15 protein-coding genes are annotated in these 19,895 nt (G+C 70.3%); 11 read left to right on the forward strand and 4 right to left on the reverse strand.

Annotated elements, in window-relative coordinates:
• Positions 1-77: 77 nt before the first annotated feature.
• Positions 78-1,376, forward strand: a complete 1,299-nt coding sequence (locus ACFYYH_RS06810) for a citrate synthase (RefSeq protein WP_388546850.1) — start codon at positions 78-80, stop codon at positions 1,374-1,376.
• Between the two features lie 480 nt (positions 1,377-1,856).
• Here ACFYYH_RS06810 and ACFYYH_RS06815 read toward each other — a convergent pair whose 3' ends face one another.
• The gene (locus ACFYYH_RS06815) at positions 1,857-2,168 is read right to left on the reverse strand and encodes a heavy-metal-associated domain-containing protein (protein ID WP_388546852.1); all 312 of its coding nucleotides are present in this window, start codon (positions 2,166-2,168) and stop codon (positions 1,857-1,859) included.
• A 48-nt stretch (positions 2,169-2,216) separates the two neighbouring features.
• On the reverse strand, positions 2,217-2,906 hold the full coding sequence (locus tag ACFYYH_RS06820; RefSeq protein ID WP_388546856.1) for a TetR/AcrR family transcriptional regulator: 690 nt from the start codon (positions 2,904-2,906) through the stop codon (positions 2,217-2,219).
• Between the two features lie 142 nt (positions 2,907-3,048).
• Between ACFYYH_RS06820 and ACFYYH_RS06825 the strand changes: the two genes are divergently transcribed.
• Positions 3,049-5,301, forward strand: coding sequence for an MMPL family transporter (locus tag ACFYYH_RS06825; RefSeq protein ID WP_388546859.1), 2,253 nt, complete (start codon positions 3,049-3,051; stop codon positions 5,299-5,301).
• A gap of 222 nt (positions 5,302-5,523) precedes the next feature.
• Here ACFYYH_RS06825 and ACFYYH_RS06830 read toward each other — a convergent pair whose 3' ends face one another.
• A complete protein-coding gene (locus ACFYYH_RS06830; protein WP_388546862.1) occupies positions 5,524-5,721 on the reverse strand; it encodes a helix-turn-helix transcriptional regulator in 198 nt (65 codons plus the stop codon).
• Positions 5,722-5,965: 244 nt separating this feature from the next.
• Positions 5,966-6,877 (reverse strand): sugar phosphate isomerase/epimerase family protein, encoded by a 912-nt coding sequence (locus ACFYYH_RS06835; protein WP_388547265.1) that lies wholly within the window; start codon positions 6,875-6,877, stop codon positions 5,966-5,968.
• A 153-nt stretch (positions 6,878-7,030) separates the two neighbouring features.
• Between ACFYYH_RS06835 and iolC the strand changes: the two genes are divergently transcribed.
• The 9 genes from iolC (at position 7,031) to ACFYYH_RS06880 (ending at position 19,895) form a co-directional block, all read left to right on the forward strand.
• Positions 7,031-8,131 (forward strand): 5-dehydro-2-deoxygluconokinase, encoded by a 1,101-nt coding sequence (iolC, locus tag ACFYYH_RS06840; RefSeq protein WP_388546865.1) that lies wholly within the window; start codon positions 7,031-7,033, stop codon positions 8,129-8,131.
• A complete protein-coding gene (locus ACFYYH_RS06845; RefSeq protein WP_388546868.1) occupies positions 8,128-9,021 on the forward strand; it encodes a deoxyribose-phosphate aldolase in 894 nt (297 codons plus the stop codon). The genes iolC and ACFYYH_RS06845 overlap by 4 nt, the downstream gene beginning before the upstream one ends.
• A gap of 16 nt (positions 9,022-9,037) precedes the next feature.
• Positions 9,038-10,000, forward strand: coding sequence for a 5-deoxy-glucuronate isomerase (gene iolB / locus ACFYYH_RS06850; protein ID WP_388546870.1), 963 nt, complete (start codon positions 9,038-9,040; stop codon positions 9,998-10,000).
• Complete coding sequence (gene iolD / locus ACFYYH_RS06855) at positions 9,997-11,883, forward strand: 3D-(3,5/4)-trihydroxycyclohexane-1,2-dione acylhydrolase (decyclizing) (protein WP_388546872.1); 1,887 nt, start codon at positions 9,997-9,999, stop codon at positions 11,881-11,883. The genes iolB and iolD overlap by 4 nt, the downstream gene beginning before the upstream one ends.
• A gap of 11 nt (positions 11,884-11,894) precedes the next feature.
• Positions 11,895-13,394 carry a CoA-acylating methylmalonate-semialdehyde dehydrogenase gene (mmsA, locus tag ACFYYH_RS06860; RefSeq protein WP_388546874.1) on the forward strand — a complete coding sequence of 500 codons (1,500 nt, stop codon included), beginning with the start codon at positions 11,895-11,897 and terminating at the stop codon, positions 13,392-13,394.
• A 388-nt stretch (positions 13,395-13,782) separates the two neighbouring features.
• Positions 13,783-15,624 carry an asparagine synthase (glutamine-hydrolyzing) gene (asnB, locus tag ACFYYH_RS06865; RefSeq protein ID WP_388546876.1) on the forward strand — a complete coding sequence of 614 codons (1,842 nt, stop codon included), beginning with the start codon at positions 13,783-13,785 and terminating at the stop codon, positions 15,622-15,624.
• Between the two features lie 72 nt (positions 15,625-15,696).
• A complete protein-coding gene (locus ACFYYH_RS06870) occupies positions 15,697-16,293 on the forward strand; it encodes a DUF4291 domain-containing protein (protein WP_388546877.1) in 597 nt (198 codons plus the stop codon).
• Positions 16,294-16,410: 117 nt separating this feature from the next.
• Positions 16,411-19,041 carry an alpha/beta fold hydrolase gene (locus ACFYYH_RS06875; RefSeq protein WP_388546881.1) on the forward strand — a complete coding sequence of 877 codons (2,631 nt, stop codon included), beginning with the start codon at positions 16,411-16,413 and terminating at the stop codon, positions 19,039-19,041.
• Positions 19,038-19,895 carry an ABC transporter permease gene (locus tag ACFYYH_RS06880; protein WP_388546884.1) on the forward strand — a complete coding sequence of 286 codons (858 nt, stop codon included), beginning with the start codon at positions 19,038-19,040 and terminating at the stop codon, positions 19,893-19,895. Before ACFYYH_RS06875 ends, ACFYYH_RS06880 begins: the two co-directional genes overlap by 4 nt.

Below are 19,895 nucleotides of genomic sequence, written 5' to 3' on the forward strand. Positions count from 1 at the left end.
TCTCCTGAGCCAAATGGGGGATGGTAGAGACAGTCAGGGCACCTCGAAGAAGAGGCACTACGTCGGTGAGGGATGACGTGAGCGAGAAACGCGACAACGCGGTAGTACTGCGGTACGGCGACGGCGAGTACACCTACCCGGTGATCAACAGCACCGTCGGCGACATGGGCTTCGACATCGGGAAGCTCCGATCCCAGACCGGTCTGGTGACGTTGGACAGCGGCTACGGCAATACCGCGGCCTACAAGTCCGGTATCACCTATCTCGACGGCGAACAGGGCATCCTGCGCTACCGCGGCTATCCCATCGAGCAGCTCGCCGAGCGGTCCAGCTTTGTCGAGGTGGCGTATCTGCTGATCAACGGCGAGCTGCCGACGGTCGACGAGCTGGCCTCGTTCAAGAACGAGATCACCCAGCACACGCTGCTGCACGAGGACGTCAAGCGCTTCTACGACGGATTCCCGCGCGACGCCCACCCGATGGCCATGCTGTCCTCCGTGGTCAGCGCGCTGTCGACGTTCTACCAGGACAGCCACAACCCGTTCGACGAGAAGCAGCGCCATCTCTCCACGATCCGGCTGCTCGCCAAGCTGCCGACCATCGCCGCGTACGCGTACAAGAAGTCGATCGGCCACCCCTTCGTCTACCCGCGCAACGACCTGGGGTACGTCGAGAACTTCCTGCGGATGACCTTCTCCGTGCCGGCGCAGGAGTACGTGCCGGACCCGGTCGTGGTCTCCGCGCTCGACAAGCTGCTGATCCTGCACGCGGACCACGAGCAGAACTGTTCGACGTCCACCGTGCGTCTCGTCGGCTCCTCGCAGGCGAACATGTTCGCCTCGATCTCCGCCGGGATCAGCGCCCTGTGGGGCCCGCTGCACGGCGGTGCCAACCAGTCGGTGCTGGAGATGCTCGAAGGCATCCAGGCCGCCGACGGCGATGTCACCAGCTTCATCCGCAAGGTGAAGAACAAGGAAGACGGCGTGAAGCTCATGGGCTTCGGGCACCGCGTCTACAAGAACTTCGACCCCCGGGCGAAGATCATCAAGGCGGCGGCGCACGATGTCCTCTCGGCGCTCGGCAAGTCCGACGAGCTGCTCGACATCGCGCTCAAGCTCGAGGAGCACGCCCTCGCCGACGACTACTTCGTCTCGCGCAAGCTCTACCCGAACGTGGACTTCTACACCGGTCTCATCTACCGGGCCATGGGCTTCCCGACCGAGATGTTCACCGTGCTGTTCGCGCTCGGCCGGCTGCCCGGCTGGATCGCCCAGTGGCACGAGATGATCAAGGAGCCGGGCTCCCGTATCGGCCGCCCGCGCCAGATCTACACCGGCGAGGTCCTGCGCGACTTCGTCCCGGTCGAGGCCCGCTGACACGGCCTTTCCGCGCCGTGCGGCATCCGCCGTACGGCGCGTACGGAGCGAAAAGCGCCCCGCCGCCGATCCCCCCACGGGTCGACGAGCGGGGCGCTTTCCATATCCCCGGAGCGGATTCCCCCCACGGGATCCGGCCGGGCGTCTGCCGTAACCAGCAGCGGCTTACTCGCGCGGTCTGACCGGGGTACGTACGGGAGGGCCGCTCAAAGCTCCCCAGTGCACGTGCCCCGGTCAATTCGCTCGTCCGAGATGTCCCCCAAGACATCTCATGACATCCCTTCGAACGTCCCCCAAGACGTTCTCTGGCATTGTCCTCTTAGACTCGCGAGCCCCCCGGATGGTTACCCCCCAATCTATGTGATCTAGATCTCCTTGTGAAGGACTTGTGGTTCATGTGAAGGACCACCGGCGCAAAGATTTGGTAACTGCCCGGGGCGCGGAGGGTGCGGACGCGCGGGGCGGGTGGGGCGGGTGCGGTCAGGCCTGTCCGGCCAGCTCGTATCCCGCCTCGTCGACGGCGGCGCGTACGGCCTCCTCGTCCAGCGCGGCGCGGGACACGACGGTCACCTGTCCGGTGGCGGCGACGGCCTGGACGGAGACGACGCCCTCGATCCCGGAGATCTCGCCGGTGACGGCGCCCTCGCAGTGGCCGCAGGTCATGCCCGTGACCTGGTAGACGGTGGTGACCTGGTCCGTCGCGCCGTCGGTCGCGCCGCTGTGGCAGGAGCCGGTGGGCGAGCAGCAGGAGCCGGAGGTTCCGGTCGTCCCGGTCTTCGTCTCGGCGGTCATGGCGTTCTCCTTGTCGGGGTGTGGGCGGTTGCCGCACCGATCGTACCCCTAGGGGGTATGAGGGTGAGCGCCGGGCCCGTGCCGCTCCCCGGTGTCCGGCCGGGGATCCCCGACGAGCGGTTGCAGATAGCGGAAGAGGACCGTCTTGATCTCCGCGACGTATGCGTCCCGCTGGTCAGGCTCCGCGGCGAGGATCAGGTCCAGGCCGGACTTGAAGACGGTGAAGACCGTCCGTGCGACGCGGGTGATGTCGGCCTCCGGCGCCTCGGGGAGATAGCCGCCGAGGATCTCCTCGACCCGGGCCTGCATGGAGGAGTGGAGGGCTTCGTGCTCGCGGGTGACCTGGCCGGGGATGTCGGAGCCGTGCATCAGTACGCCGAAGGCCGGGTTCTCGTAGTTGAACTGGATCAGCGGGTCGAGGACGGCGTCCAGGAGCTGGTCCAGGGGGAGTTCGAGATGGGCGGGGAGGAACGCCTGTCCGTAGGTCGCGCGCCAGCGTGTCAGGAGCTGGTCGCCCAGCTCGATGGCGATGGCCTCCTTGTTGGGGAAGAACTGGTAGAGCGTGCCGGGGGAGACGCCGGCCTCCCGGGCGATGGAGTTGGTGCTCGCCGCGCTGTAGCCGGTGGTGCAGAAGACCTGGGCCGCCGCGTCGAGGAGTTGGGCGATACGGCGCTCGCCGCGGGCCTGGCGCCGTCGTGGCTTCCCCGTTCCCGTGGCGTCGCTCTTCGGCTCCGGCATGTCAGTCCCCGGCTTTCCTGGATCCGTTGACAAACGCGAGCGGTGGCTCGCATTATTGAGAAATGCGAGCGATGGCTCGTGTTTGTCGTTCTATGGCAATGGCTGACCCATGTATGGGTCACGGTGAAGGGGACACCGCACCATGTCCGAAGTCAACACCGGCCGGCGTTCCGGGGGCTGGACCCGGTTCGTCACCGCGCGGCCCAGGCTCTCCCTGCTGGTCGCGCTGGTGATCACGGCCCTGGCGGTCTTCGCGGGAAGCGGGGTCGCCGACCGCATGGGCAGCGGTGGCTGGGAGGACCCGGACGCCGAGTCGACCTACGCGACCACGGCACTGGAGCGGGAGTTCCCCGCCTCCGAGCCGAATCTCCTGCTGCTCCTCGACAGCGGGAGCCGGAGTGTGGACGATCCGGCCGTGGCCGCCGAGGCCCGGCGCCTCACCGACCGTCTGACGGCGGAGAAGGGCATCACCGGGGTCGGTTCCTACTGGCAGACGGGGGCGCCCGCGCTGCGCGCCGAGGACGGGCGGGAGGCGCTGATCGCGGCCCGGATCGAGGGGGACGAGAAAGCCGCCGGCGAGGTCCTGGACCGGATAGCTCCCGCGTACCGCGGCACACACGGACCGCTGGAGGTCTCGGTCGGCGGGCCCGTCGCCGTGCGGCACGAGATGCAGAGCATCATCCAGGAAGATCTGCTGCGGGCCGAGCTGATCGCGCTGCCCGTGACACTGGTGCTGCTGGTGATGGTGTTCGGCAGCGCGGTCGCCGCCCTGCTGCCGCTGGGGCTCGGCATCGTCGCCATCCTGGGGACGAACGCGGTGCTGCGCGGCATCACCGAATTCACCGATGTCTCGGTCTTCGCACAGAACCTCACCACGGCTCTCGGACTCGGACTGGCCATCGACTACGCGCTCTTCATCGTGCGCCGGTTCCGCGAGGAACTGGCCGAGGGGGCCGAGGTGCGCGAGGCCGTGGGCACCACCCTGCGCACCGCCGGGCGCACGGTGCTGTTCTCGGCGCTGACCGTGGCGGTGTCCCTGGCCGCCATGCTGGTCTTCCCGCAGTACTTCCTGCGCTCCTTCGCCTATGCCGGGATCGCCGTGGTGCTGCTGGCCGCCCTGGCGGCGCTGGTACTGCTGCCGGCCGCGCTGATGCTGCTGGGCCACCGGGTCAACGCCCTGGATCTGCGGCGGCTGCTGCGACGGGGTCCGCGTACCTCCCCACGGGCGGAAGGGGCGGGATGGGCGCGTGTGTCGGCGCTGGTGATGCGCCGGGCCCCCGTCTTCGCGATCGCCACGACGGCCGGGCTGGTACTGCTCGGACTGCCGTTCCTGGGAGCCACGTTCGGCACGGCCGACCACCGTCAGCTTCCGGCGGGTGCCGAATCCCGGGTGGTCCAGGAGCGGATACAGGACGGCTTCCCCGGCAGCCCCAGTGGCGGGCTGGAGATCCTCACCGAGGGCTCCGCCACACCCGCCGAGTTCGCCGACTACCGCAGCCGGATCTCCGCCCTTCCCGAGGTGGCGAGGATCGACGGTCCCGTCACCGCCGGGGAGCACGGGTACTTCACGGTCCTGCCGAAGGGTGAGGCGGTGGGAGAGGGGGCCCAGCAGCTCGTCCGTGACATCCGCGCCGAACAGGCTCCGTTCGACACCTCGGTCACCGGTACCGCGGCCGTGCTGGTCGACTCCAAGAACGCCATAGCGGACCGGCTGCCCTGGGCGGCGGGCATCATCGTCGTGGTGACCCTGCTGCTGGTCTTCCTGCTCACCGGCAGTGTGCTGATACCCATCCAGGCGGTCGTGCTCAACGCACTGAGCCTGACGGCCATGTTCGGCGCGGTGGTCTGGGTCTTCCAGGACGGCAATCTGTCGGGGCTGCTCGGCTTCACCTCCACCGGCGACATAGAGACGACCCTGCCGGTCCTGATGTTCTGTGTCGCCTTCGGACTTTCCATGGACTACGGGGTCTTCCTGCTCTCCCGGATCAAGGAGGAGTACGACAGCAGCGGGGACCATGAGCAGGCGGTGGCCTTCGGGCTGCGGCGCACCGGAGGGCTGATCACCGCGGCCGCCGTGATCCTGGCGCTGGTCATGGTGGCCATCGGCACCTCGCGGGTGACCAATACGAAGATGCTGGGGCTCGGGATCGCGCTCGCGGTGATCATGGACGCCATGGTGGTGCGCAGTCTGCTGGTCCCCGCGGTGATGAAGCTGACGGGGAAGGCGACCTGGTGGGCGCCGGGGCCGCTGCGCCGCTTCCACGCCCGGTTCGGCCTGAGTGAGGGCGAGTCGATACCGGCCGCCGGGAAGCGGCCGGGGTCCTCCGCCACGAGCGCTCCGGCCAAGGGCGAGGGCCGTGACGAGGACCGGGACCGGGATACGGCGGGAGTCTGAGATACGGCGCTCCGTTCAGGGCAGGGCAGGGCAAGGCAGGGCGAGGGAACGGGCGGCGAGGGAACGGGGCGCGGGGGAGCGGGGAGCAGGGGAACGCGGGGGAGCGCAGGGGGAGGGCCCGTACCGGATTCGGTACGGGCCCTCCGCCCGGTCCTTCGTCCCTTCACCTCGTCACTTCACGGTCACTTCACGCTCGTCGGTTCACGGCGTAGGCCGGTGCGGTCAGCCTCTGCTGCCTCTGTTGCCGGGGCGTTTGGCCACCCAGGCGCGGACGGTGTCCGCGTACCAGTAGGGCTTGCCGTTCTCCACATGGTCGGGCGGCGGAAGCAGTCCATGTTTGCGGTAGGAGCGGACGGTGTCCGGTTGGACCCGGATGTGCGCCGCGATCTCCTTGTAGGACCAGAGCCTTCTGTCCGTCATCTGTGGCACCTCCCTGCGCCGGCCGCAGGAAGGTCTGTCGACCGTCGGGGGAGCTGCGGCTGAGGCGCTGGCGATCACCCAGCCTGTGCCCGACGGGCGACACAGAGTGATGGAGAAAGCGGAATTGTCGCCTCCCTGTGACGGAAGACCCGCGTAATGGAGATATGTGTGACGTTGGAGGGACTCTTGTGACAGTTACGGCACATGTGACAGGTGCATATCCAACGGGTGCCCGGGGTGACGGTCAGGCGCCGCAGCTCCGCAGGAAGCGGCGGGTGCGGGTGGCGATCGGGAGCGGCTTGTCGGGCGGACACGGATACATGTCCTGCTCGACGATGGCGAAGAGATCGACGTCCAGCCGCTGTGCCGCCGCCAGGACCGGTTCCAGCGCGGGCACGCCGCCCGGCGGCTCGCACATCACCCCGCGCCCGACGGCCGGCCCGAACGGCACCTGGTTCGCCACGACGTCGGCGAGGATCTCCGGATCCACCTGCTTGAGGTGGAGATAGCCGATCCGCTCGCCGTAGGTCTCGATCAGCTTGACGCTGTCACCGCCGCAGTAGGCGTAGTGCCCCGTGTCCAGACAGAGGGAGACCAGCCCGGGATCGGTGGCGTCGAGGAAGCGGCTGACGTTCTCCTCGCTGTCGATATGGGTGTCGGCATGCGGATGGACGACGATGCGCAGCCCGTACCGGTCCCGCACCTCCCGGCCCAGGCGCTCGGTCTGGGTGGTCAGATCGCGCCATTGCGCGGCGGTGAGGGTGCTGTTCTCCAGCACCGCCCCGGTCTTGTCGTCGCGCCAGAAGGAGGGGATGACGACCAGATGGCCGGCGCCCATCGCCCGGGTGAGCGCGGCGATGTCGGCCACATGCGCCCAGGTCTTCTCCCAGACGGCGGGCCCGTGGTGCAGTCCGGTGAAGACGGTCCCCGCCGAGACCTTCAGCCCGCGCCGGGCGGTCTCGTCGGCCAGCAGGGCGGGATCGCTCGGGAGATAGCCGTAGGGCCCGAGTTCGATCCACTCGTAGCCGGCCTCGGCGACCTCGTCGAGGAAGCGCCGCCAGGGGACCTGCTGGGGATCGTCGGGAAACCACACCCCCCAGGAGTCGGGGGCCGACCCGACCCGGATGCGGTTCAGCGTGGGCACGGAGGAGGTCATGGCGGTCAGCTTCCGGCCGCCCAGAAAGAGTGTCAAGCCTTCGTCCGAATGTCAGGACAAAACATTGACAGGCTCCGGAGGGAGCATTACACCTGGGGTGGGCCGCAGACGGCCGCAGATCCGGTCATGGCCGCCGAAGCGAAGGGACCGCGTATGACCGCGCCGTACGACGTGATCACCATGGGCCGGATCGGGGTCGACCTCTATCCGCTGCGGACCGGCGTTCCCCTCGCGCAGGTGGACACCTTCGGGAAGTTCCTCGGCGGCTCCGCCACCAATGTCGCGGTCGCCTCGGCCCGGCTGGGCCGGCGCGTCGCCGTCATCACCCGCACCGGGCGCGACGCCTTCGGGGACTATCTGCACCAGGCGCTGAGGGAGTTCGAGGTCGACGACCGCTGGGTGACGGCGGTCGACCGGTATCCCACCCCGGTCACCTTCTGCGAGGTCTTTCCGCCGGACGACTTCCCCCTCTACTTCTACCGGCTGCCCAAGGCCCCCGATCTGGAGATCCATCAGCGGGAACTGGATCTGGACGCGATCGGGGCGGCCAGGATCTTCTGGATGACCGGCACCGGTCTGTGCGCGGAGCCCAGCCGTACGGCGACGCTCGCCGCGCTGGAGTCGCGCGCCGGATCCGGCATCACCGTCTTCGACCTCGACTGGCGGCCGATGTTCTGGCCGACGGACACCGAGGGCCGGTTCAGCGGTGCCGATCCGCGTGAGCTGTACGGGCGGGCCCTGCGCCATGCCACGGTCGCCGTCGGCAATCTCGACGAGTGCGAGGTGGCCGTGGGGGAGCGGGATCCCGAGGCCGCCGCGCGGGCGCTGCTGGCGGCCGGGGTGGAACTGGCCGTCGTCAAACAGGGGCCCAAGGGCGTGCTCGCCGTCCATCGCGACGGCACCCGGGCCGAGGTGCCGCCCGTCCCGGTGGAGGTCGTCAACGGCCTCGGCGCCGGGGACGCGTTCGGCGGCGCCCTCTGCCACGGGCTGCTCGCGGGCTGGGAGTTGGAGCACATCATGCGGTACGCCAACGCGGCGGGCGCCATCGTCGCGGCCCGGCTCGCCTGTTCCTCCGCCATGCCGTACGAGCACGAGGTCGCCGAGGTGCTCGCGGGCGGGCCGGTCCCGGCGCAGGACCCCCTCCCGGGGCCCCGGCCGGACGCCGCCCCGACCGCCGCGCCCACCGCCCCGTCCGCCCCTGGCGCGTCCACCACCGCTCCGTCCGCCACACCGACCCCGGGGGGCCCGTCATGACCGGCGTCGACGTGTCGGAGCTGGTCCGGCTGCGTACGCACCACCCCGAGGCCGTCGCCGAGGCCGCCGCCCGCCGGGCCCGCCGTCCCCTGCTGCGCTCCACCGACCGCTCCACCGGCCGGCTGATGATCATCGCCGCCGACCATCCGGCCCGGGGCGCCCTCGCCGTCGGGGACCGCGGGCTCGCCATGGCGGGCCGTCTCGATCTGCTGGAACGGCTCTGTCTGGCCCTGTCGCGCCCCGGCGTCGACGGGGTGCTCGCCAGCGCCGACATCCTGGACGACCTGCTGCTCCTCGGCGCCCTGGAGGACCGGGTCGTCGTCGGCTCCATGAACCGCGGCGGTCTCGCCGGCGCCGCCTTCGAACTCGACGACCGTTTCACCGGACACCGCCCCGAGGACCTCGCCAGGCTCGGCTTCGACGCGGGCAAGCTGCTGCTCCGTATCGACTACGACGACCCCGGCTCCCTGGACACCCTGTACTCCGCCGCGCGCGCCATAGACGCGATGGCCGAGCGCAGGCTGCCGGTCTTCGTCGAGCCGTTCATCTGCCGCCGGGTCGAGGGACGGCTCCGTACCGATCTGGGCGCGGAGGCCGTGACCCGCTCGATCGCCATCGCATCGGGGCTGGCAGGTACCTCCGCGTACACCTGGCTGAAGGTTCCCGTTACCCAGGACCCCGACGATATGGCCCGGGTGATGGAGACCTCGACACTCCCCGCCGTCCTGCTGGGCGGCGAGATCGGGGGCGACCAGGAGGGCGCGTACGAGAAATGGCGCAAGGCACTGCGGCTGCCCACCGTCCAGGGCCTGGTCGTGGGCCGCTCGCTGCTCTACCCGGTCGACGGCGATGTGGCCGGGGCCGTCGACACCGCCGTGGGGCTGCTCTAGTGGGTACGGAGACATCATGACGACCGACCAGCAGCCGCGTGGCCCGCACGGCCGGCGGGAGCGGAACGGACAGCCGGAGCGGTATGTGCCCGCGGGCAGCGCCTCCGCCGGACCGTACGCCCTCGACATCGATCCCGGCCGGGCCGGCTGGTCCCACAGCAGTCTCCGGATCCTGGAACTCCCGCCCGGTGGCACCCACTCCCTGGCCACCGGGAACAGCGAGTGGATCGTGCTTCCGCTCACCGGCGGTTGTACGGTGCACACAGAGGGCGAGTTCTTTGAACTGCTGGGCAGGGAAAGCGTGTTCAGCGGAGTCACGGACTTCGCATATGTTCCGCGCGACGCCCACGCACAGATCGCCTCCGGTGCGGGAGGCCGCTTCGCCCTGGCAGGAGCGAGGTGCGAGCGACGACTCCCCGCTCGCTACGGTCCCGCGCCGGAGGTACCGGTCGAGCTGCGCGGCGCGGGCACCTGCTCGCGCCAGGTCAACAACTTCGCGGCCGCCGGTGTCTTCGACTGCGACCGGCTCATCGCCGTCGAGGTGCTCACCCCCGGCGGCAACTGGTCGTCGTACCCGCCGCACAAGCACGACGAGCACCACCCGGGCGAGGAGTCCGAGCTGGAGGAGATCTACTACTTCGAGATCGACGGCGGCGGCCTCGGCTACCACCGGGTGTCGCCCTCCCGCCCCGGCGGCACCGATGTGCTCGCCGAGGTCCGTACGGGCGACACCGTCCTGATCCCGGACGGCTGGCACGGTCCCTCCATCGCCGCGCCGGGACGCGACATGTACTACCTCAATGTGATGGCCGGGCCGGGCGAGTCCAGGGAGTGGCTGATCCGCGACCACCCCGACCACGGCTGGATCAGGGACACCTGGCCGGAGCTCGCCGTCGACCCGCGCCTGCCGCTGTACGGTGCGGAACCGCGGTCGCACGGAGCGCCGCCCCCGCACGGAGCCGAGGAGGGCCCCCGATGAGCACACGCCGTCTCACCGTCGCCCAGGCGCTGGTCACCTTTCTGTCCCGGCAGTACACCGAACGGGACGGCAGCAGAAAGCGCCTGGTCAACGCCGTCTGGGGCATCTTCGGGCATGGCAATGTGGCGGGCATCGGACAGGCCCTTGTCGAGTCCACGGACGAGATGAGGTACTTGCAGGGACGGAACGAGCAGGCGATGGTCCACGCCGCCGTCGGCTATGCCCGTCAGAGCAACCGCCTCTCCGCCCATGCCGTGACCACCTCCATCGGCCCCGGCGCCACCAATCTCGTCACCGGTGCGGCACTCGCCACCATCAACCGCCTCCCCGTGCTGCTGCTCCCCGGTGACACCTTCGCCACCCGTCCCGCCGACCCCGTTCTCCAGCAGCTCGAAGTCCCCTCCGCGGGGGATGTCTCGGTCAACGACGCCCTGCGCCCCGTCTCGGTGTACTTCGACCGGGTCACCCGCCCCGAGGCGCTGATCCCGGCCGCGCTGGCCGCGATGCGGGTGCTCAGTGACCCCGCGCAGACCGGCGCGGTCACCCTCGCACTGCCTCAGGACGTCCAGGCGGAGGCATACGACTGGCCGGAGGAGTTCTTCGCCGAGCGCGTCTGGCGGGTCCGCCGGCAGGCGCCCGATCCGGAGGAACTCGCCGACGCGGTGCGGCTGGTCCGGGCAGCCGCCCGTCCGCTGCTGGTCGCGGGCGGCGGGGTCCACCACAGCGCGGCGGAGGAGGCCCTCGCCGCCTTCGCCGACGCCACCGGCATCCCGGTCGCCTCCACCCAGGCGGGCAAGGGCTCGCTGCCGCACGACCACCCCTGCGATGTCGGCGGGATCGGTCACACCGGCACCGCCACCGCCGATGAGCTGGCCAGGACCGCGGATCTGGTGATCGGCGTCGGCACCCGCTGGTCGGACTTCTCCACCGCGTCCGCCACGCTCTTCGCCAACCCGGCCGTCCGCTTCCTCAATCTGAATGTCACCGGCTTCGACGCCCACAAGCTCGCGGCCCGTCCGCTGGTGGCGGACGCCCGTACCGCCCTGGAGGGGCTGACCGCCGCGCTCACCGCAGAGGACGGCGGCCATCGGGTGGCCCCCTCGTACGCGGCCGAGTACGGCGAGGACAAGGAGCGCTGGGAGCACCGCGTCGAGGCCGCGTTCACCGCGGACGAGGATCTGGTCCGGCCCACCCAGGCCCAGGTGCTCGGGGTGCTCGACGCGCTGGTCACCGGTGAGGACATCCTCATCAACGCGGCCGGCTCGCTCCCCGGCGATCTCCACAAGCTGTGGCGCTCCCGGTCGCGCGACCAGTACCACGTGGAGTACGGCTACTCCTGCATGGGCTATGAGATCCCGGCCGCCCTCGGTGTTCTCCTCGCGGACCCCGGCAGGCCGGTCTGGGCCCTGGTCGGTGACGGCACGTATCTGATGAACCCCACGGAGATCGTCACCGGGGTCCAGGAGCGGCTGCCCCTCAAGGTGGTGATCCTCCAGAACCACGGCTATGCCTCCATCGGAGGTCTCTCCGCGTCGGTCGGCGCCGAGGGGTTCGGTACGGCCTACCGCTTCCGGGCGCCCGACGGTACGTACACCGGCGCCCCCCTGCCCGTCGATCTGGCGGCCAACGCGGCCTCCCTCGGCATGCGGGTGATCCGCGCCAAGACCGTCCGTGACCTGCGCGAAGCCCTGGCCGAGGCGCGTGCGGCCGACGACCCCACATGTGTCTACGTGGAGACCGAAACGGCAGACACTATGTCCGGCGTGCCCCCGGCCCAGGCATGGTGGGATGTTCCGGTGGCCGAGACAGCGACCCGTACGCCCGCGGTCAAGGCCCGCGAGGAGTACGACCGGCACGCTGCCGCCCGGCGCCGTCATCTGTGAAGGAGCACGCAATGAAGACCGTCAACCACTGGATCGGTGGCAAGACCGTCGAGGGCGCGTCGGGCAACTGGGGTCCGGTGACCGACCCGGCGACCGGCGCCGTCACCACCCAGGTCGCGCTGGCCTCCGCCGAGGAGGTGGACAGCGCCGTCGCCGCGGCCAAGGCCGCGTACGCCACCTGGGGCACCTCCTCCCTGGCCCAGCGCACCGGTGTTCTCTTCCGCTACCGCGCGCTGCTCGACGCGCACCGTGACGACATCGCCGCGCTGATCACCGCCGAGCACGGCAAGGTGCACTCGGACGCGCTCGGCGAGGTCGCGCGGGGTCTGGAGATCGTCGAGCTGGCCTGCGGGATCACCACCCAGCTCAAGGGGGAGCTGTCCACCCAGGTCTCCAGCCGGGTGGATGTCGCGGCCATCCGCCAGTCACTGGGGGTCGTCGCGGGCATCACCCCCTTCAACTTCCCCGCGATGGTGCCGATGTGGATGTTCCCCCTGGCGATCGCCTGCGGGAACACCTTCGTACTGAAGCCCAGCGAGAAGGACCCCTCGGCGTCGAATCTGCTGGCGGAGCTGGCCGCCGAGGCGGGGCTGCCCGACGGTGTGCTGAATGTTGTCCACGGCGACAAGGTCGCGGTGGACTCCCTGCTCGCGCACCCGGACGTGGCGGCCGTCTCCTTCGTCGGCTCCACGCCGATCGCCCGCCACATCCACACCACGGCCTCCGCCAACGGCAAGCGGGTGCAGGCGCTCGGCGGCGCCAAGAACCATATGCTCGTCCTGCCGGACGCCGATCTCGACGCCGCCGCCGACGCGGCCGTCTCCGCGGCGTACGGCTCGGCCGGTGAGCGCTGTATGGCGATCTCGGCGGTCGTCGCGGTGGGAGCGATCGGTGACGAACTGGTCGCCAAGATCCGCGAGCGCGCCGAGAAGATCAAGATCGGTCCCGGCGCCGACCCCTCCTCCGAGATGGGCCCGCTCATCACCAAGGCGCACCGCGACAAGGTCGCCTCCTACGTCACGGGAGCGGCGGCCCAGGGCGCCGAGGTCGTCCTGGACGGCACGGGATACACGGTCGACGGCTTCGAGGACGGCCACTGGATCGGCCTCTCCCTGCTCGACCGGGTCTCCACCGAGTCCGACGCCTATCGCGACGAGATCTTCGGCCCGGTCCTGTGCGTGCTGCGCACGGAGACCTACGAGGAGGGCGTGGAGCTGATCAACGCCTCGCCGTTCGGCAACGGTACGGCGATCTTCACCCGTGACGGCGGCGCGGCCCGGCGGTTCCAGCTGGAGGTCGAGGCCGGCATGGTCGGGGTCAATGTGCCGATCCCGGTACCCGTCGGCTACCACTCCTTCGGCGGCTGGAAGGACTCGCTCTTCGGTGACCACCACATCTACGGCAACGACGGCGTGCACTTCTACACGCGCGGCAAGGTGGTCACCACGCGCTGGCCCGACCCGTCCGAGGCCCCGGCGGGCGTGGACCTGGGATTCCCGCGCAACCACTGACCGGCCGCCGGCGAAGCCCGGCCGTCGGAGCACCTGAGCGGCGGCCCGCACGGACAGCACCGTCCGTACGGGCCGCCGCTCGTTCCTGCGGGCGTCCCGGTATGGGCAAGGCAGTGTGTCCCGGTATGGGCCGTTCGGGGTAATTGGGGAAGTCTTTGCCCGCGGTCCGGTTGTAGCTCCGAGCGGGCTCCTCCGACGCCTCACAGGCCTTGTGCCGCCCCGCGGCCGGGGCGGCGGCACCCCTCCGCGTCCCGCCGGAGAGCGTCGAAAACGCCGTCCCCTGTGACCATCGGGGAAACGCTCGCGTTGACCGGGTGTACCGGCATGGCGGACGCTCGATAAGTAGGTGCTGGATACAACTGGTCCGGCGGCCGGAGCTGGAGGACACATGTGCGGCATCACCGGTTGGGTCTCCTTCGACCGTGCACTCCTCGACGCGTCCGAAACCCTGGACGCGATGACGGAGACGATGTCCTGCCGGGGCCCCGACGACGGCGGCACCTGGATCAGCGGACCCGCCGCCCTCGGACACCGCCGACTGGCGATCATCGACCTGCCCGGCGGGCGGCAGCCGATGACCCTCGCGACACCAGGGGGCACGCTCGTACTCGTCTACTCGGGCGAGACGTACAACTTCACGGAGTTGCGCGCGGAGCTGACCGGGCGCGGCCATCGGTTCACCACCGACTCCGACACCGAAGTCGTCCTGCACGGCTATCTGGAGTGGGGCGAGGCCATGGCCGAACGCCTCAACGGGATGTACGCCTTCGCGATCTGGGACGGCCGGCACCAGAAGCTGGTGATGATCCGCGACCGGATGGGCATCAAGCCCTTCTACTACCATCCGATTCCCGGCGGTGTGCTGTTCGGCTCCGAGCCCAAGGCGATCCTCGCCAACCCGCTCGCCCGTGCCCGGGTCGGCCTCGACGGGCTGCGCGAACTGTTCGGCTTCGTCAAAACGCCCGGCCAGGCGGTCTGGGACGGTATGCGCGAAGTCGAGCCCGGCACCCTCGTGACCATGGACAGGAACGGCCTGCACCACCATGTCTACTGGTCACTGGAGACCCGCCCGCACACCGACGACCGGAACACCACGCTGGGGCGGGTGCGCACGCTCCTCGACGACATCGTGCGCCGCCAGCTCGTCTCCGACGTACCGCGCTGCACCCTGCTGTCCGGCGGACTGGACTCCTCCGCGATGACGGCGCTGGCCGCCCGGCAGCTCGCCGAGACCGGCGACAAGGTCCGCAGTTTCGCTGTCGACTTCGTGGGCCAGACGGAGCACTTCGTCGCCGATGAACTCCGTACCACCCCGGACGCCCCCTTCGTCCACGATGTCGCGCGCGCCTCGGGCACCCGGCACCAGGACATCGTGCTCGACTCGATCGCCCTGGCCGACCCCGAGGTACGGGCCAGGGTGATCAGGGCCCGTGACCTTCCCATGGGGCTGGGCGACATGGACGCCTCGCTCTATCTGCTCTTCCGGGAGGTCCGTGAGCGTTCGACCGTCGCGCTCTCCGGCGAGTCGGCCGACGAGGTCTTCGGCGGCTACCTCCAGTTTTTCGACGAGGAGGCCAGACAGGCCGAGATGTTCCCCTGGCTGGTGCGGTTCGAGGACTACATCGGGGACGACGCCGACGTACTGCGGCCCGAAGTGACCAAGGCCCTGGACCTGCGGGGATTCGTCCGCGACAGCTACGCCACGGCCATCGCCGGTATCGAGCGCCTGGACGGCGAGAGCGACTTCGAGTACCGGATGCGGAAGATCTGCCGGCTCCATCTGACCCGCTTCGTCCGGCTGCTGCTCGACCGCAAGGACCGGATGAGCATGGCGGTCGGACTCGAGGTCCGGGTGCCGTTCTGCGACCACCGGCTGGTCGAGTACGTGTACAACGCCCCATGGTCGATGAAGTCCTTCGACGGCAGGGAGAAGAGCCTGCTGCGGGAGGCGACGGCGGATCTGCTGCCCAAGTCGGTCTACGACCGGGTGAAGAGCCCGTACCCCTCCACGCAGGACCCCAAGTACGCGATCGTCCTCCAGCAGCAGACCAAGGACCTGCTCGCCGATCCCTCGCACCCGGTCTTCGCCGTGCTCGACCCCGACCGGGTCCGCCAGGCGGCGGAACGCGAGACCCCGCAGATCACCATGGCCTCACGGCGCGGTCTTGAGCGCACGCTGGACATGGCGGTCTGGATGGACCAGTACCACCCCGAGATCACCCTCACCTGACCCCCGTCACCCCGGCCCACGCGCCCCGTAAATCACTGGCCCGCCGGCCGAGCGCCGCAGCACGCTGGCTCCATGCCAGAACCGAAGCACCGGATCCGAGCGCTGCACACGCCGACGACGATCACCGTCTATCAGGCCTATCCCCCGGCCATCGGCCGCCCCGCGGCCCAGGACGGCCGATTCCCCGGCGCCTGGAAGCGCGACCGTATGACCTGGATCAAGCCGTCGTTCCTGTGGATGATGTACCGCTGCGGCTGGGCAACCAAGGAGGGGCAGGAGACCGTACTGGCCGTGGAGATCACCCGGGACGGCTTCGAATGGGCGCTGCGGAACGCGTGTCTGTCGCACTACGACCGGGCCGTACACGCCGACCAGGCGGCCTGGCGGCGGGAGCTGAGGGCGGCTGCCGCCCGGGTCCAGTGGGACCCGGAGCGCGATCTGGCTCTCGCGCCTCTGCCCTACCGGTCGCTCCAGCTCGGCCTGTCCGGCGAGGCCGCGCGCCGCTACGCGGACGAGTGGACGGTCGCCATCACGGATGTGACCGCGCTCGCGCACCGGGTCCGCGTCCTGGTGCGTGAGGGGGACCGCGCCGGCGCCGCGAAGCTGCTGCCCGCCGAGTCCGTCTACCCGGCCGACGGTGCGCTTCTGGGACATCTGGTGGGCGCCTGAGGTGGGTCGCGTACCGCGTCTGGTGTACGCGGCGCCCTCGCCGTACTACTCGAGGAGGCTGCCGAGTTCAGACCGGCGTCGGCGCTGTCGGTGCCAGGGCCCGTTTAGGGTTCAAGCATGGAGACCCCAACCCCCCGCCGGTCCCGGTCACGCCCGCGCTGGCTCGTGGGCGTGGCCGCCTTCGCCGTGCTCGTCGGAGCCGGGACCTGGACCGCCGTCGCCTCGGACGGCCCGCCCGCCGTGCACCAGCAGGACCAGGTGCTCAACATGCCCGGCGCCCGGATCGACACCTCGTACTTCACCACGGGCGACGGACGCAGACCCGCCGTGCTGATCGGGCACGGCTTCGGCGGCAGCAAGAACGATGTACGGGCCCAGGCCCAGAAACTCGCACGCGACGGATACGCGGTACTGACCTGGTCCGCGCGCGGCTTCGGCAAGTCCACCGGCGAGATCGGCCTCAACGACCCCGACCACGAGGTCAAGGACGTCTCCCGGCTGATCGACTGGCTGGCGAAGCGGCCCGAGGTCCGGCTCGACGGCAAGGGCGACCCCCGGGTGGGGGTGACCGGTGCCTCCTACGGCGGCGCCGTCTCGCTGCTCACCGCCGGATACGACCAGCGGGTCGACGCGATCGCCCCGCTGATCACCTACTGGAACCTCGCCGACGCGCTCTTCCCCGACGGGGTCTTCAAGAAGCTCTGGGCCGGGATTTTCTTCTCCACGGGCGGCGGCTGCACCACCTTCGAGAAGCGGCTCTGCGCGATGTACCAGCGGGTCGCCGTCTCCGGCACACCGGACACCGCCGCCCGTGAACTGCTGGAGGAGCGCAGCCCGTCCGCCGTCGGTGACCGTATCGATGTGCCCGCGCTGATCGTGCAGGGCCAGACCGACTCCCTCTTCCCGCTCGGCCAGGCCGACGCGATGGCGAAGGCGATCAGCGGCAACGGCGCCCCCGTCGACGTCGACTGGATGGCGGGCGGCCACGACGGCGGGGACCAGGAGAGCGAACGGCTCCAGGGCAGGATCTCCTCCTGGTTCGACCGCTATCTCAAGGACGAGAAGGCCACGGACACCGGACCCGCCTTCCGGGTCAGCCGGACCGGAGGCATCGACTCCACCGACGGCGAGACCCGGATCAGGGGCGCGAGCAGCGACCGCTACCCGGGGCTGGCGAACGGCTCCACCACCGTCCCGCTCGCCGGCGGCACCCGGACCTTCGCCAACCCGGCCGGCGCGAGCCCGCCCGCCGTCTCGGCCGTCCCCGGACTGACCGGCGGGATCTCCCAGCTCTCCTCGCTCGGCGTGGGGCTCTCCCGTGACTTCCCCGGGCAGTACGCGAGCTTCGACTCCCGGCCGCTGGAACACTCGCTGCGGATCACCGGCTCACCGACCGTCCGGGCCACGGTCTCCTCCAGCAGCGGTGACGCGGTGCTCTTCGCCAAGGTGTACGACATCGGCCCCGACGGCCGCTCGCAGGTGCTGCCCGCACAGCTCGTCGCGCCCGTACGGGTGGCGGACGCGCGCCGGGGCAGGACCGTCGAGCTGACGCTGCCCGCGGTCGACCACCAGGTCGTGCCCGGCCACCGGCTCCGGGTCGTCTTCTCCGCCACTGACCTCGGCTACGCCTCACCGGCCGCGCCGGCCACCTACCGGGTCTCCCTGGGCGGTCCGCTGAGCGTGCCCACCGTGCCCGCCCTCACCACCGGCTCCACCGGGCTGCCCTGGTGGGTCTGGGGCCTGCCGGCCGCGGGCGCGCTGATCGCGGGCGCCCTGCTGCTCACTGCACGGCGCCGCACCAACGCCCCGGCGCCCGATCCCGCGCTCGCCGAGGTGCCCCTGCGGATCACCGGACTGACCAAGCGGTACGCCAAGTCCTCCGACCGTTACGCGGTGCGGGACCTCTCCTTCCAGGTGGAGAAGGGGCAGGTGCTCGGTCTGCTCGGCCCGAACGGTGCGGGCAAGACCACCACCCTGCGCATGCTGATGGGGCTGATCAGCCCCGACGCCGGGGAGATCCGGGTCTTCGGGCACGCCGTGCGGCCGGGCGCTCCGGTGCTCTCCCGGGTCGGCTCGTTCGTCGAGGGAGCGGGCTTCCTGCCGCATCTCTCGGGCCGGGCCAATCTGGAGCTGTACTGGCAGGCCACCGGCCGCCCCGCCGAGGATTCCCGGATGGACGAGGCCCTGGAGATCGCCGGGCTCGGGGACGCTCTCGCACGGGCCGTGCGCACCTACTCGCAGGGCATGCGGCAGCGGCTGGCCATCGCGCAGGCCATGCTCGGTATGCCGGATCTGCTGATCCTCGACGAACCGACCAACGGTCTCGACCCGCCACAGATCCGTGAGATGCGGGATGTGATGATCAGATATGCGGCCGGTGGCAGGACAGTCATTGTCTCCAGCCACCTCCTCTCCGAGGTCGAGCAGTCCTGTACGCATCTGGTGGTCATGCACCGCGGTCAGCTCATCCAGGCCGGTCCGGTCGAGGAGATCACCGGCTCCGGCGACACCCTGCTCATCACGACCGCCGAGCAGGTGTCCGAGCCCGTCGTGGAGAAGATCGCCGCGCTGGCGGGGATCGGCTCCGCCGTACGCACGGACGGCGGACTGCTCGTACAGCTCGACGGCGCGAGCAGCAGTTCCCTGATCACCGAGCTGGTACGGCTGGACGTACCGCTCACGGGCGTCGGGCCGCACCGCCGCCTGGAGGACGCGTTCCTCACCCTGATCGCAGGAGGCTCCGCATGAGCGCGCTGATCGAATCGGCCCCCGGCTACCGGACCCGGCGCACCCTGCCGCTGCGGGTCGAGGCGCTGCGCCAGCTCAAGCGGAGACGGACGCTGGCGATGGGCGGGGTGCTGGCCGCTCTGCCCTTCATCCTGGTCGCGGCCTTCGCGATCGGTGGCACTCCGGACGGCGGTGAGAACAACCGGGTGACGCTGATCGACACCGCGACTGCCTCCGGCGTCAACTTCGCCGTCACCTGCCTCTTCGTCTCCGCGGGCTTTCTGCTGGTGGTGCCCGTCGCGCTGTTCTGCGGGGACACCGTGGCCTCCGAGGCGAGCTGGTCCTCGCTGCGCTATCTCCTGGCCGCGCCCGTGCCCCGGGCCCGGCTGCTCTGGAGCAAGCTGGTGGTGGCGCTCGGTATGAGCGCGGCGGCGATGGTCCTGCTGCCGCTGGTCGGGCTGGCGGTGGGCACGGCGGCGTACGGCTGGCGGCCACTGGAGCTGCCCACGGGCGGCTCACTGGCCTCCGCCGACGCCCTGCCGCGGCTGGCTCTGGTCGTCGCGTTCATCTTTGTCTCCCAACTGGTCACCGCGGGACTGGCGTTCTGGCTGTCGACCAAGACCGACGCCCCGCTGGGGGCCGTCGGCGGCGCGGTCGGGCTGACGATCGTCGGCAATGTGCTGGACGCCGTGACGGCGCTGGGGTCCTGGCGGGACTTCCTGCCCGCGCACTGGCAGTTCGCCTGGGCGGACGCGCTTCAGCCGCAGCTCGAATGGGGCGGCATGCTGAAGGGCTCGGCGATCTCGGTGACCTATGCCCTGATCCTCTTCGCCCTGGCCTTCCGCGGCTTCTCCCGTAAGGACATCGTTTCCTAG

The sequence above is a fragment of the Streptomyces sp. NPDC002018 genome (assembly GCF_042890865.1).
Lineage (GTDB): Bacteria > Actinomycetota > Actinomycetes > Streptomycetales > Streptomycetaceae > Streptomyces.